Here is a 13,098-nt window from a genome sequence, read left to right as displayed (position 1 = left end):
CTTGCGTTTGGACCAGCGACACAAGGGCAAAAGAAAAGGCCCTATCCATCGCTGGCGGGCCTTTGAAGTTCGTGCGTTATTGGCTCACGACACCTCTCACGACCCGCCTCGGGCGGTCGTGGTAGTGGTGGTTGAGGCAATGCGTGGCTGATTCATAGAGCTGACAGTATCTGCATGGGTACCTGGTTGGCAAGTGAGCACTACGAGCGTGAAGACTGATTCAAGTATCGATCATTGAGGTCCGCTTTTGGCCGTTCTCTGCCAATGATGGTTACAACGCGTGCTGGTCAAATCCGATGCAATCGCTGGCCAGAACCAATGCAAGTGACTGCTCAGGTCGCATGCAAACGGGTAGTCAAGGGGTGCGCAATTTCGCAGCTGAAAAAGCCGCGTTCTTACGCGGCTTTATTACGCCCATGAGACGTCCCTATGGCGTTACGCCCGTGCGCTCACGATCAGCCTCTCGATCCAGCACCTTCGCCACATCATCGATCACCGCTTTGCTCATCGCAGTCAGGTAATGGGCGGCCCAGGCGTGGCGGTCGGTGTCCTTGGCGTAGGCGGCGTCGACGGCGAGCTCCTTGGCGAGGAAGAGCAGATTGGAGGCCTGGGCTAACGCGTCGGCGAGGGGCACGCCACGGCTGACATGAAACAGCGCCTGGTTCGAGCAATAGATGAAAGGGGTGAAGCCGATGGTTTTGAGTTCTGAGGGGGAGGGCGGGGTAGTTTTGCTCATGGTGTAACTCCTTAATCCAGTCGCTGCCACCTTCGTTTCCAAGCGAAGGGTGGCAGCTGTACGCAGGTTGGAAAACCGGGGATCAAGGAAACCGGCACGCCCGAAAGCGTCCCACGCACAGCTGCCATAACACATATTTCTCAGTCGTCAAAAACGTCTGGAATCGTGGTAAAGGTACTGTTGCGCTACGATCCGACGGGTTTCCAAGCCCGATCGCTGAATGGGTCAGCGACGTCCGGAGACTATCCCGTCAAACAAAAGCGCAACAAGGCATCAAAGTGCCCAAACGCAAGATTCGGAGTTTGCCTACAAGGTCCTACGGCGTCATCCGATATTGCGATTTCGTAATTAAACGAAACCAAACAAAAGGCGCACTGGCGCAAGAGGGTACAGCGGCAAGGTGTCCGCTGTCCTGGGACTGAGGACACCTTGAGCATCCGGGGCGGGTCGCTGTCAAGGGCAACAAAAAGCCCCAACTCTCTCAAGTCGGGGCTTTTGCATTTCAACGGCTGACCATTACAACGTCGGGTAGTCGATGTAACCCACCGGGCCTTTGCCGTAGAAGGTTTCCGGATGTGGCTCGTTCAGCGGCGCGTCGGCCTTCAGGCGTGCCGGCAGGTCCGGGTTGGCAATGAACGGTACGCCGAAGGCGACGGCGTCGGCCTTGCCGGCGGCCAGCCAGGCGTTGGCGCTGTCCTTGGTGAAGCGTTCGTTGATGATGTACGGGCCGCCGAAGGCTTCCTTGATTTGTGGGCCGAGGCTGTCGGCGCCTTCTTTCTCGCGCGAGCAGATAAACGCGATGCCGCGCTTGCCCAGTTCGCGGGCCACGTAGGTGAAGGTTTCGGCCAGGTTGTCGTCGCCCATGTCATGGGAGTCGGCACGTGGCGAGAGGTGTACACCCACACGGCCGGCGCCCCAGACTTCGATCGCGGCATCGGTCACTTCCAGCAACAGGCGCGCACGGTTTTCCAGGGAGCCGCCGTAGTGGTCGGTGCGCTGGTTGGTGCTGCTTTGCAGGAACTGGTCGAGCAGGTAGCCGTTGGCGCCGTGGATTTCCACGCCGTCGAAACCGGCGGCCTTGGCGTTCTCGGCACCGACGCGGTAGGCGTCGACGATATCGGCGATTTCAGCGGTTTCCAGGGCGCGCGGGGTCGGGTAGTCGGACAATGGGCGAACCAGGCTGACGTGACCTTTTGGCTGGATGGCGCTTGGCGCGACCGGTTTTTCGCCGTTCAGGTACGACTCATGGGAGATCCGGCCGACGTGCCACAGTTGCAGGAAGATCTTGCCGCCGGCGCCGTGGATCGCTTTGGTGACGTTGGTCCAGCCGCGTACCTGATCGTTGGACCAGATGCCCGGGGTGTCCGGGTAGCCGACGCCCATCGGCGTGACCGAAGTGGCCTCGCTGAGGATCAGGCCGGCGGAGGCGCGTTGTACGTAGTACTCGGCCATCAGCGCGTTCGGCACACGGCCTTCGTCGGCGCGGCAGCGGGTCAACGGGGCCATGATGATGCGGTTGGACAGTTCCAGGTCGCCCAGTTTGATCGGATCGAAAATAGTCGTCATTAATTAAAACCCTCGTGAGGTAATAGTGAATCAGTGGGTAGCAGGAGCCAGTTCGGGATTGCCGCTCTGGCGGAAAGTGATCAGGGTCGCCAGCAGGGCGAGCACCGCCAGCGCCGCGGCGGCGAGTGGCACGCTGGTCAGGCCGAACCCGTGGGCAATCACGCTGCCGCCCACCCAGGCGCCGAGTGCGTTGCCAACGTTGAACGCGCCGATGTTCAGGGTCGACACCAGGTTCGGTGCAGCCTTGCCGTAGGTCACCACGTTGACTTGCAGGGCCGGCACGGCGGCGAAACACGCGGTGGCCCAGAGGAACAGGGTGATTTCGGTGGGGATCAGCGCGACGCTGGTCCAGGTCAATACGGTGGAGACCACGGCCATGGCGATGAAGACGCCGATCAGCGTTGCGGCCAGGCCCTTGTCCGCCAGCTTGCCGCCGATGATGTTGCCGACGGTCAGGCCTAGGCCGATGAGCATCAGGCTCCAGGTCACGCCACGGGGCGAGACGCCGGTGACTTCGCCCAGCAGCGGCGCGACGTAGGTAAAGAGGGTGAACACCGAGGCGGCGAACAGCACGGTCATGCTCAGGGATAACCAGATGCCGGCGCCTTTGAGGGCACGCAGCTCGGCACGCATGTCGAGTGTTTCTTCATCGCGCTTGGCCGGCAGAAAACGAATCAGGCCGATCAGCGCGATCACACCGATGACCGTCACCGCCCAGAAGGTCGAGCGCCAGCCAGCTTCCTGACCGAGCGCGGTGCCCAGCGGCACGCCGAGGACGTTGGCCAGGGTCAGGCCGGTGAACATCAGGGCCACGGCCGATGCACGTTTGTTCGCTGGCACCAGGCCCGCCGCCACCACCGAGCCAATGCCGAAGAACGCACCGTGGCACAGCGCCGTCACCACACGGGCGAGCATCAGCAGGTTGTAGTCACTGGCCACCGCACACAGCAGGTTGCCGATAATGAATATGCCCATCAACGCCACCAGCGCAGCCTTCCGCGGCAGTTTGGCGGTGGCCAGTGCCATGAACGGCGCACCGATGGCCACGCCCAGGGCGTAACCGGTCACCAGCCAGCCGGCGCCGGGGATCGACACGCCGAGGTCGGCCGCCACGTTGGGCAGCAAGCCCATGATGACGAACTCCGTGGTGCCGATGGCGAAGGCGCTCAAGGCCAGGATGAGTAGCGAGAGGGGCATGGTTTAAATCCTTTTGGGCTGGCTGACGTTAAGGGTCAGAGCTCTTGGCTGAAGATGCGGAGGAATTCCTGAATGGTTTCCTCGTTGCGCTTGAAGAAGTGCCACTGGCCGACTTTGCGGCTGCTGATCAGGCCGGCGCGTTGCAGGGTCGCCAGGTGCGCGGACACCGTGGACTGCGACAAGCCGCAACGTTGATCGATCTGCCCGGCGCAAACGCCGTGCTCGTTGCTGTGGGTCTGGTCTGGAAATTCGACGTCCGGGTCTTTGAGCCAGTGCAGGATTTCTCGCCGTACCGGGTGCGCCAGGGCTTTTATTATTTCGTCGAGATTGAGGGTCATGGGTGTGGGCTCGTGATGATTAAAACGCTATATCGCGATGGGGCGAACTTTAAATCGGTATTTCGCGATATACAAATATGATTTGGCTCTGACCAACTCACATTTCGGTATATCGAGTTATAACGATACGTTGGTGTGTAGATACAAGGGGCAGTGCTAAGCTGCGACCATGAACTATCTCGCACATCTTCACCTCGGTGGCCAGCGTCCCGGTCAACTGCTCGGCAGTCTGTATGGCGATTTCGTCAAGGGACGGCTGCAAGGGCAGTTCGATCCGGAGATCGAAACGGCCATCCAGCTGCATCGCAGCATCGACGTGTTCACCGATCGCCACCCGTTGGTGGACGCTTCGTTGTCGCGGTTTTCCCTGACGCGCAGACGCTATGCCGGGATCGTCCTCGACGTGTTTTTCGACCACTGCCTGGCGCGGGACTGGGCGCTCTACGCCGATCGGCCACTGGAGCATTTCACTTCGGACGTGTACCGGGTGTTGTCCAGTGAACGGCAGTTGCCCGAACGGCTGGCGAAAATCGCACCGCACATGGTGGCCAATGACTGGTTGGGGTCTTACCGGGAGTTTGAGGTGCTGGAGCAGGTGTTGCGGGGGATTTCCCGGCGCTTGACCCGGCCTGAGGAACTGGCCGCCGCGATGCAGGAATTGCGGGTTTTGTATGAGCCGTTGAGCGAGGATTTCCGCTTGTTCTATCCGCAGCTTCAGGATTTTGCCCAAGCCAATGTGGGAGCGAGCTTGCTCGCGATGAGACCATAGCCGTCACCATTGCGGTGTCTGTTAGATGGCTATCGCGAGCAGGCTCGCTCCCACAGGGGATCTTTGTTCAGGCTGCGATGGCGGGGCGCATCGGGACCGGTTGTGTTTCCGGAATCGCCCCAAACAACGCCTTCTGCACCGCCTGCTGTGCCTCGAACGCCAGCGCCGCGCGTTCGCGACCTTCGCAAGCGATGGGCTTGAGCAGATGAATTTCCACTTGCCCCCGGTCGTTGGCAAACAAACGCATCAGGTGCGACAGCAAATCATCTTCGCCAATGAACGGTGCCAGCAGGCAAGGCTCACCGTCACGCACATAACGAATCGCCACCGGTTGCAGCGCCACCTCGGAATCAATGGCCGCCGACAACAAGCGACCGTGAAAGGTGCGCAGCGAACGGCCATCGGTGGTGGTGCCTTCCGGGAACATCAGCAGCGGGTGTGCCTGCTCCAGGTGGCGAGTCATCTGTTTGCGGATCAACTGGCTGTCGCCCGAACCGCGACGGATGAACAGGCTGCCGGCCTTGGCCGCCAGCCAACCCGCCACCGGCCAGGTCCGCACTTCGGCCTTGGACAGGAACGACAACGGCGTGAGCATCCCCAGCAACGGGATGTCGGTCCAGGACACATGGTTGCTGACCCAGAGCATCGACGTCTTCGGCAATTCCCCTTGTACCGTCACGTCGAAGGGCAGGGCGTTGCTCAGGCGCGCCATGAAAAAACGCGACCAGCGCTGACGGCGCTCCATCGAATGCGCCATGCCCAGACGCTCGAACACTCCGAACACGGTGGCCATGCTCAGGCCGAGCCCGACCACCAGCAGCACCCGTGCGATTCGCGCGTACACGCGCAACCGACGCATCACACAGCAGCCTTGAAGTGTTTGGCGTAACGCGGGCACAGCTCATCGCGCTTGAGCAGGATGAACACGTCGGCGACCTGGAAGTCTTCGTCCCAGCACGGCTCGCCGCAGATTTTCGCGCCCAGGCGCATATAGGCCTTGAGCAGCGGCGGCATTTCGGCGATCACGTTCGATGGAATATCCAGGGTCGGCAGCGGTTTTTTCGGTTCGGCCCGCAGGTGCTCGGTGCACAGGTAGCGTTCGCGCAGGCGCTGCATGATCGCGTGGGCCTGAATCCCGCCGTCCTGCATCGGAATGCTCGCGCAACCCATCAAGTAGCTGTAGCCACCCTGGTTCAGCACTTCGGCCAGTTCGCTCCAGAGCACGGCGATGGTGCCGCCGTTGCGGTAGGCCGGGTCGACGCAGGTGCGGCCGATTTCCAGGATCGGGCCTTGCAGATGGATCAGGCCGTGCAGGCTGAATTCTTCTTCGCTGTAAAACCTGCCCAGGCTGCTGGCGGCGGTGTGATCGAGCAAACGAGTGGTGGCCACCAGGCGCCCGGTGTTGAGGTCACGCACGCCGATGTGGGCGCAGTGAACATCGTAGTCATCCATGTCCAGACCCAGTTCCGCGCCCTTGAGTGTGGCGTTGAATTCGCCGCTGAACACGTTGAAGCGCAGGGCCTGGGCTTCCTGCAGAGCTTCGATGCCGACCAGGCGTTCGGCTTGCAGGCGGCGTTCGTTGCCGGTGTCGCTGATGCGGGCGATCTGAGTCATGGCGAATCTCCGTGCGGGCTGTTCACTCGTCTTTGGGTGCAGCCGGTCGACTTTCTTTATGCAGCCGTGTTGTGCAAAGTCAGGCTATGTAGCGCCGGTGTCATCGCCGTTAAGCTTTGGTGATGCTTATATGACAGCCCACGAGGAGCCTCTTATGCCCTGGCAAAACCTGTTGATTCGCCGCGATCGCTTGCCCGCCAACCCGGACCTGGGTGAGGGCTTCGCGACCTTGATGCACCTCTTGGGCGCGGTCACGCCCTTTGATTTGGCGGTGGCGGGGGGGCGGATGATGGCGACCCCGGGGCTGGCATTTCTGGTGGGGTATCAAGCAGCCTTGCGCATGTTGTGGCCGAGCGCGCCGTTGAGCCTCGGCGCGTTATGCGCCACTGAGCAACGCAGCCTGCGAGTGGCGGACATGCAAACCCGTCTGCACGATTTGCGCTTGAGCGGGCGCAAGGATTTTGTCACCGCTGGCGATGCCGCCGACTGGCTGTTGATCGCTGCGCGCAGTGAGGCCCCCGGCGACGATCCGTGCCTGAGCCTGGCGGTGGTCTATCCCGATGAGCCGGGCGTGCGAGTGGAAAAACTGGCTCCGATCCCGTTGATGCCGGACATCAGCCATGGCCGGGTGTTTCTGGACAACGCTTTGTGCGAGTTGCTGGCCGGGGACGGTTGGGACGCCTACGTCAAACCGTTCCGAACCCTGGAAGACATCTATGTGTTGAGCGCCATGACGGCGTGGCTGTATGGCGTCGGCCAGGACAGTGGTTGGCCGCAAGCCTTGCAACTGCGCTTGCTGGCGCTGCTGGCCGGGTGCGCGGAAGTCAGCCGCCAGGCACCGAACAACCCGTGCGGGCATGTGTTGCTCGGCGGCTTGTTTGCGCAGTTCGAGGGGCTCAAGGCTGAAATCAATCAAGCGCTGGCCGATGGCCCGCCACAGTGGGCGGCGATGTGGCAGCGCGATCAGGCGGTGATGGATCTGGCAGCGGGGGCACGGGGCAAGCGATTGGCCAAGGCGTTGGCGGCGATTTGACGGGCCCCTTCGCGAGCAGGCTCACTCCCACGGGTGTTGTGCCATGCACAATATTTCACTCACCCAAAAACCTTGTGGGAGCGAGCTTGCTCGCGATGGCTATTGTTCCGGCGACACAAATTTCAAAACTGTCATCAACCTCGACTAGGCTCAGCAGGTTAACCCCCACGAGCACTCGTCATGCCCAAAGGCCTGTGGCTGTTTTTTGTGCTGCTGTTCAGTCTCGCGGTCCACGCGGAAAACTGGCCTGGCGAACAGTGGTCACCCGGCCCGAGCGTCACCGGGCCGGCGCTTCGGACGTTTGAGAATTACGCCTTCCCACCGCGCAACGACACCACTCGCCAGGGTATCCGCACCGATGCCTTGCTGGTGATTCGCGATGGCCAGTTGATCTACGAGCGCTACGCTGGCCCGACCACCGCCGCAACGCCACACCTGACCTGGTCCATCAGCAAGAGCCTGATGGCCACGGTGCTGGGTGTGGCCTACGGCGAAGGCCGGTTCAATCTGCAGGACCCGGTGGCGAAGTTCTACCCGCCGCTGAAAAAACACCCCGACATGAGCATGGCCGACCTGCTGCACTGGGCTTCGGGCCTGGACTGGCAGGAAGACTACGAATACGCGCCATTGAAGTCCTCGGTGGTGGCGATGCTCTACACCCGGGGGCACCGCGACATGGCGGCGTTTACCGTCGATCAGGACGCCTACGCCGCACCGGGTCAGGTGTTTCGTTACTCCAGTGGTGACAGCGGTCTGTTGTCCGCTGCACTGAAGGGCATCGTCGGCCCGGCCCGCTATGCCGACTATCCGTGGACTGCGCTGTTTGAACCCCTGGGCATTCACCATGCCATCTGGGAAACCGACGCCACGGGTATCTTCGTCGCCTCGTCCTACGCCTACCTCACCGCGCGGGATCTGGCGCGGGTCGGCCTGTTGATGGCCCGCGACGGGCGCTGGGGCGAGCGCCAGTTGCTGCCCAAGGATTGGGTGGCCTTCAACCGCGAACCCTTTGCCCGTTATCACGCCAACCAGGATGACGCCGTGCCCGGCGGCCACTGGTGGCTCAACCGCGCCGTGGAGGGCGCGCCCCGGCCCTGGCCCGACGCACCCGCAGACACTTTCGCCGCACTCGGACACTGGGGGCAGGCGATGTACGTGATCCCCAGCGAAAACCTGGTGATCGTGCGCTACGGCGATGATCGCGACGACAGTTACCAACACAACCAATTACTCAAACTCGCGCTCAAGGCCTTTGGCGGCAAGGTGCAGCCATGAACCGTCGCAGCTTCGTTCGTCGCCGGCCGTTCAGCACCCTGCTGTTGATTGTGCTGATCGTCTTATTCGGCTGGATTTGGCGGGAGCGGGTGGCGCTGTCGGCGTTCCCGGACATCATCAGCGCCTACACGGCCAAGGAATATTGCTCGTGCCGCTACGTGATGAACAACGGCGCCGAGTACTGCCGTGGCTACGTGAAACAGTGGCTGCCCATCAGCGGCTTTACCGATGACGCCGCCAGCAAGCGCGTTACCGTCAGCGGTTTGGGACGCAGCAACAGCGCCGTGTGGATCGGCGAGCGTCAGGGTTGCCGCTTGAACCCCTGACCAACAGGTTCCATCTGGCGGAACCACATTCGATTGTCCTCGCGCGCGAGTCGCGGTTATCTGGCGGTGAGCGCGACCTGCCTTGATGTGTCGCGAAATCACAGCGAACAAAAAGAACGGGAATACACCCGGCCCGAGGACAAATCGTCATGACCCGACATCAGCACATTCTTGCCTGGCTCAGCGACGTGGCCAGCGATCTGCACGCCACCCGCCAGGACATCCACGCCCACCCGGAACTCGGCTTCGAGGAAAACCGCACGTCGGCGCTGGTGGCCGACTCCCTGAAGGAGTGGGGTTACGAGGTACACACCGGGATCGGCAAGACCGGCGTGGTCGGCGTCCTGCGCAACGGCAGCAGCCCGCGCAAACTCGGCATACGGGCGGACATGGATGCGCTGCCGATCATTGAAAATACCGGTGCCACTTATAGCAGCCAGCACAAGGGCTGCATGCACGCCTGCGGGCATGATGGCCACACCGCGATGTTGCTGGGCGCGGCGCGTTACCTGGCGGCGACCCGTCAGTTCGACGGCACCCTGACCCTGATCTTCCAGCCCGCCGAAGAAGGCCAGGGCGGTGCCGAAGCCATGCTCGCCGATGGCTTGCTCGAGCGTTTCCCCTGCGACGCGCTGTTCGGCATGCACAACATGCCGGGCTTGCCGGCCGGACACCTGGGCTTTCGCGAAGGGCCGATGATGGCCTCGCAAGATTTGCTGACGGTGACGATCGAAGGCGTCGGTGGCCACGGCTCGATGCCGCATCTGGCGGTCGATCCGCTGGTGGCGGCGGCCAGTGTGGTGATGGCGTTGCAGACCGTGGTTGCACGCAACATCGATGCGCAACAGGCGGCGGTGGTCACCGTTGGTGCATTGCAGGCCGGGGAGGCGGCCAACGTGATTCCGCAGCAGGCGATCCTGCGTCTGAGTCTGCGCGCGCTGAACGCCCAGGTGCGTGAGCAAACCCTCGAGCGGGTGCGGGCAATCATCGAATCCCAGGCCACGAGTTTCGGTTGCAGTTCGAAGGTCGAGCACCGCCCGGCGTACCCGGTGCTGGTCAATCATGGCGCCGAAACCGAGTTCGCCCGGCAAGTCGGCGTCGAGCTGGTCGGCGCCGATGCGGTGGACGGCAACACGCCCAAGCTCATGGGCAGTGAAGACTTCGCCTGGATGCTGCAACGCTGCCCCGGCACCTACCTGTTCATCGGCAACGGCGTGTCGCGGCCGATGGTTCACAACCCTGCCTATGACTTCAATGACGACATCCTGCTGACCGGCGCGGCGTATTGGGGCGCGCTGGCCGAGAGCTGGCTCAAGCCGGCCTGACCTCCTCACTTTCTACTGCCGCTGGAACGGGTGCGCGAAGACGCGCCCGTCATCACCCAACAGGTTTTTGGAGAGTTCCCCATGCAGACTTCGAGCACAGGTGTTTCGCGTACCCGGCAGGTGATCGCCGCCGTTATCGGCAATGCCCTGGAATGGTATGACTTCATCGTTTACGGCTTTCTGGCGAGCATCATCGCCCGGCAGTTTTTCCCGTCCGAGGACGAATACGCGTCGTTGCTAATGGCCTTGGCGACCTTTGGCGTCGGCTTCTTCATGCGCCCGGTGGGCGGCATTTTGTTGGGCATGTATTCGGATCGCAAAGGGCGCAAAGCGGCGATGCAGATGATTATCCGCCTGATGACCGTCTCCATTGCGCTGATCGCTTTCGCGCCCAATTACGCCGCCATTGGCATGGGCGCGCCGCTGTTGATCGTGGTCGCGCGGATGCTCCAGGGCTTCGCCACCGGCGGTGAATACGCCAGTGCCACCGCGTTCCTGGTGGAAAGCGCACCGGCGCACCGCAAGGGTTTGTATGGCTCGTGGCAGTTGGTCGGGCAATGCCTGGCGGTGTTTGCCGGCGCGGGCATGGTGGCCTTGTTCACCCATTTGCTGAGCCCCGAAGCGCTGGACAGCTGGGGCTGGCGGATTCCGTTCATGATCGGCCTGTTGATCGGCCCGGTGGGCTTGTGGATTCGCAAGCACATGGAGGAGCCGGAAGAGTTTCTCGAAGCACGCAAGCAAGCCAAAGGCGAGAGCCCGGGGTTGCTGCAAGTGATTCGTGAACACCGCCGCGCCATTCTGGTGTCCATGGGCCTGGCGTGCGGCGCAACGGTGTCGTTCTACGTGGTGCTGGTGAACATGCCGACCTTTGCCCACAAAAACCTCGGCCTGCCGCTGGATCAGGTGCTGTTGGTGCAGATGATTGCTGTGGCGGTGATGACCGTGGTGATTCCACTGTCCGGCGCGTTGTCGGATCGCCTTGGCCGCCGCCCAGTGCTGATGGCCTTCACCCTCGCATTCTTTCTGATGGTGTATCCGCTGTATGTGTGGGTGGCGGCCGCGCCGTCGGTGGAGCGCCTGTTGGTGATGCAGCTGTTGCTGTGCAGCGCGATCGGCGGGTTTTTCGGCCCGGCACCGACGGCACTGGCCGAGCAGTTTCCAATCGAAGTGCGTTCCACCGGGGTGTCGGTGGCGTACAACGTCGCGGTCATGGTCTTCGGTGGTTTCGCGCCACTGATCGTCACCTGGCTGAGCAAGGTTCTGGCCACGCCTGTGGCGCCATCCTTCTACGTATTGTTCGCTTGCCTGCTGACGCTACTGGGTACTTACTGCATGCAGGAGGCGCCGCGTGCAAAGAAATCCGTCGCACTTAACCTTGAGGTGAAATCTTGAGCATCCATCCGATTGTTGAAATGGACGCCGATTCGTTGTCCCGGGCCATTCACGGGCGACAGGTGTCCTGCCGTGAAGTGATGCAGGCGTATCTGGCGCAGATCGAGCGCTTCAATCCGCAGGTCAACGCGCTGGTGTCGCTGCGCCTGGCCGAAGAGTTGCTGGCAGAGGCTGACACGTGCGATCGGCAGCTGGAGCAGGGCCAATCCCGCGGCTGGATGCACGGCATGCCGCAAGCGATCAAGGACCTGGCGGCCACCGCCGGGTTACGCACGACCATGGGTTCGCCGCTGTTCGCCGAGCAAATCCCGCAACACGATGCCATCAGCGTGGCGCGGGTTCGCGACAGTGGCGCCATCATTATCGGCAAGACCAACGTGCCGGAGTTCGGCCTCGGTTCGCAGACGTACAACCCTGTATTCGGCACCACCACCAACGCTTACGACCCGAGCCTGGTGGCCGGTGGCAGCAGCGGCGGGGCGGCGGTGGCACTGGCGTTGCGCATGCTGCCGGTGGCCGACGGCAGCGACATGATGGGCTCGCTGCGCAACCCGGCGGCGTTCAACAACGTGTTCGGGTTTCGTCCGTCCCAGGGGCGCGTGCCCCACGGTCCGCAGCCCGAGGTGTTCGTGCAGCAACTGGCCACCGAAGGGCCGATGGGCCGTACCGTCACCGATGTCGCCCGATTGCTCGGTACCCAGGCCGGGTACGACCCGCGCGCGCCGTTGTCGCTGACGCAGGATCCGGAGATTTTTCATCAGTCACTGGTGCAGGATTTCAGCGAGGTTCGCGTGGGATGGCTGGGCGACTACAACGGCTACTTGCCGATGGACCCTGGCGTGATGAGCCTGTGCGAATCGGCGTTGCAGGACTTCGCGGCGCTGGGTTGCAAGGTCGAAGCCTGCCAGCCGGATTTTTCCATGGAACGCCTGTGGCAGATCTGGTTGGTACATCGCCACTGGCTGGTGCAGGGCAGTCTCGGCGCACTGTATGCCGACCCGAAGAAACGCGAGCAACTCAAACTTGAAGCCCAATGGGAAATCGAGGGCGGGCTGCGTTTGACGGCGGCGGATGTCTATCAGGCCTCGCTCGGCCGCAGTGACTGGTACCGCGCTTTGAACGAATTGTTCGAACGTTACGATTTTCTGTTGCTGCCCACCGCCCAAGTGTTCCCTTTTGATGCGCATACCCTTTGGCCTCGCGTCGTCGGCGGGCAGAGCATGGATACCTATCACCGCTGGATGGAGGTGGTCATCGGCCCGACCCTGGCCGGCTTGCCGAGCATGAACGTACCGGTGGGCTTCAACCCGGCGGGCTTGCCCATGGGCCTGCAAATCATTGGCCCGGCCCAGGCCGACCGTGCGGTGCTGCAACTGGCTTATGCCCATGAACAGTTGACCCAGTGGGTCAAGCGTCGCCCGCCCGGTTGTCTGTAAAACGCCTGAGCGCGTCGGACGGGCGCGCATCTTGCTGTACTTTGTAACAAGAGCACACGATCAACCATTTCGGGCAAAGGGAGGGCGAACA

The 13,098-nt window shown here is 62.3% G+C and carries 13 protein-coding genes; 7 read left to right on the top strand and 6 right to left on the bottom strand.

The genetic code is table 11. The features are described from left to right. Positions 1–427: 427 nt before the first annotated feature. The 4 genes from ACX3YF_RS00330 to ACX3YF_RS00315 form a co-directional block, all read right to left on the bottom strand. Positions 428–736: a DUF3077 domain-containing protein gene (locus tag ACX3YF_RS00330; RefSeq protein ID WP_458973285.1), complete on the bottom strand. Its 309-nt coding sequence runs from the start codon at positions 734–736 to the stop codon at positions 428–430. A 516-nt stretch (positions 737–1,252) separates the two neighbouring features. After that, entirely contained in the window at positions 1,253–2,302 is a 1,050-nt protein-coding gene (locus ACX3YF_RS00325; protein WP_449104852.1) for an alkene reductase, read from the bottom strand. Positions 2,303–2,332: 30 nt separating this feature from the next. Further along, positions 2,333–3,499, bottom strand: coding sequence for an MFS transporter (locus ACX3YF_RS00320; protein WP_130210556.1), 1,167 nt, complete (start codon positions 3,497–3,499; stop codon positions 2,333–2,335). Between the two features lie 35 nt (positions 3,500–3,534). Then, positions 3,535–3,837, bottom strand: a complete 303-nt coding sequence (locus ACX3YF_RS00315; RefSeq protein WP_448645944.1) for an ArsR/SmtB family transcription factor — start codon at positions 3,835–3,837, stop codon at positions 3,535–3,537. Between the two features lie 169 nt (positions 3,838–4,006). On the opposite strand from ACX3YF_RS00315, the gene ACX3YF_RS00310 reads away from it, so the two are divergent. Beyond that, positions 4,007–4,606, top strand: coding sequence for an acyl carrier protein phosphodiesterase (locus tag ACX3YF_RS00310; protein WP_130210554.1), 600 nt, complete (start codon positions 4,007–4,009; stop codon positions 4,604–4,606). Positions 4,607–4,673: 67 nt separating this feature from the next. On the opposite strand, the gene ACX3YF_RS00305 is transcribed toward ACX3YF_RS00310, so the two are convergent. Both ACX3YF_RS00305 and olsB read right to left on the bottom strand, forming a co-directional pair. Next, a complete protein-coding gene (locus tag ACX3YF_RS00305; RefSeq protein WP_130210552.1) occupies positions 4,674–5,465 on the bottom strand; it encodes a lysophospholipid acyltransferase family protein in 792 nt (263 codons plus the stop codon). Next, the gene (olsB, locus tag ACX3YF_RS00300; RefSeq protein ID WP_047526532.1) at positions 5,465–6,220 is read right to left on the bottom strand and encodes an L-ornithine N(alpha)-acyltransferase; all 756 of its coding nucleotides are present in this window, start codon (positions 6,218–6,220) and stop codon (positions 5,465–5,467) included. Before olsB ends, ACX3YF_RS00305 begins: the two co-directional genes overlap by 1 nt. Before the next feature lie 154 nt (positions 6,221–6,374). On the opposite strand from olsB, the gene ACX3YF_RS00295 reads away from it, so the two are divergent. From ACX3YF_RS00295 to ACX3YF_RS00270, 6 genes are all read left to right on the top strand, one after another. Further along, a complete protein-coding gene (locus ACX3YF_RS00295) occupies positions 6,375–7,253 on the top strand; it encodes an acyl-CoA dehydrogenase middle domain-containing protein (RefSeq protein ID WP_458973284.1) in 879 nt (292 codons plus the stop codon). Positions 7,254–7,433: 180 nt separating this feature from the next. After that, on the top strand, positions 7,434–8,528 hold the full coding sequence (locus ACX3YF_RS00290; RefSeq protein ID WP_130210548.1) for a serine hydrolase domain-containing protein: 1,095 nt from the start codon (positions 7,434–7,436) through the stop codon (positions 8,526–8,528). After that, positions 8,525–8,854 (top strand): amidase, encoded by a 330-nt coding sequence (locus tag ACX3YF_RS00285; RefSeq protein ID WP_448645948.1) that lies wholly within the window; start codon positions 8,525–8,527, stop codon positions 8,852–8,854. Before ACX3YF_RS00290 ends, ACX3YF_RS00285 begins: the two co-directional genes overlap by 4 nt. Positions 8,855–9,003: 149 nt before the next feature. Further along, positions 9,004–10,179, top strand: coding sequence for a M20 aminoacylase family protein (locus ACX3YF_RS00280; RefSeq protein WP_458973283.1), 1,176 nt, complete (start codon positions 9,004–9,006; stop codon positions 10,177–10,179). Positions 10,180–10,260: 81 nt separating this feature from the next. Then, positions 10,261–11,571, top strand: coding sequence for a citrate-proton symporter (locus tag ACX3YF_RS00275; RefSeq protein ID WP_204149539.1), 1,311 nt, complete (start codon positions 10,261–10,263; stop codon positions 11,569–11,571). Beyond that, the gene (locus ACX3YF_RS00270; protein WP_458946356.1) at positions 11,565–13,007 is read left to right on the top strand and encodes an amidase; all 1,443 of its coding nucleotides are present in this window, start codon (positions 11,565–11,567) and stop codon (positions 13,005–13,007) included. Before ACX3YF_RS00275 ends, ACX3YF_RS00270 begins: the two co-directional genes overlap by 7 nt. Positions 13,008–13,098: the final 91 nt, after the last annotated feature.

The organism is Pseudomonas fluorescens group sp. PF-69 (assembly GCF_054481235.1).
Note: the sequence above shows the minus strand (reverse complement) of the source record. Positions and strands in the feature narration are given on the sequence as shown.

What these genes read in the sequence shown, in the direction of transcription:
- ACX3YF_RS00290 (WP_130210548.1), top strand. Translation starts at nt 7,434, where the DNA reads ATGCCCAAAGGCCTGTGGCTGTTTTTTGTGCTGCTGTTCAGTCTCGCG.
- ACX3YF_RS00305 (WP_130210552.1), bottom strand. Translation starts at nt 5,465, where the DNA reads ATGCGTCGGTTGCGCGTGTACGCGCGAATCGCACGGGTGCTGCTGGTG.
- ACX3YF_RS00280 (WP_458973283.1), top strand. Translation starts at nt 9,004, where the DNA reads ATGACCCGACATCAGCACATTCTTGCCTGGCTCAGCGACGTGGCCAGC.
- ACX3YF_RS00325 (WP_449104852.1), bottom strand. Translation starts at nt 2,302, where the DNA reads ATGACGACTATTTTCGATCCGATCAAACTGGGCGACCTGGAACTGTCC.
- ACX3YF_RS00295 (WP_458973284.1), top strand. Translation starts at nt 6,375, where the DNA reads ATGCCCTGGCAAAACCTGTTGATTCGCCGCGATCGCTTGCCCGCCAAC.
- ACX3YF_RS00310 (WP_130210554.1), top strand. Translation starts at nt 4,007, where the DNA reads ATGAACTATCTCGCACATCTTCACCTCGGTGGCCAGCGTCCCGGTCAA.
- olsB (WP_047526532.1), bottom strand. Translation starts at nt 6,220, where the DNA reads ATGACTCAGATCGCCCGCATCAGCGACACCGGCAACGAACGCCGCCTG.
- ACX3YF_RS00315 (WP_448645944.1), bottom strand. Translation starts at nt 3,837, where the DNA reads ATGACCCTCAATCTCGACGAAATAATAAAAGCCCTGGCGCACCCGGTA.
- ACX3YF_RS00330 (WP_458973285.1), bottom strand. Translation starts at nt 736, where the DNA reads ATGAGCAAAACTACCCCGCCCTCCCCCTCAGAACTCAAAACCATCGGC.
- ACX3YF_RS00285 (WP_448645948.1), top strand. Translation starts at nt 8,525, where the DNA reads ATGAACCGTCGCAGCTTCGTTCGTCGCCGGCCGTTCAGCACCCTGCTG.
- ACX3YF_RS00275 (WP_204149539.1), top strand. Translation starts at nt 10,261, where the DNA reads ATGCAGACTTCGAGCACAGGTGTTTCGCGTACCCGGCAGGTGATCGCC.
- ACX3YF_RS00320 (WP_130210556.1), bottom strand. Translation starts at nt 3,499, where the DNA reads ATGCCCCTCTCGCTACTCATCCTGGCCTTGAGCGCCTTCGCCATCGGC.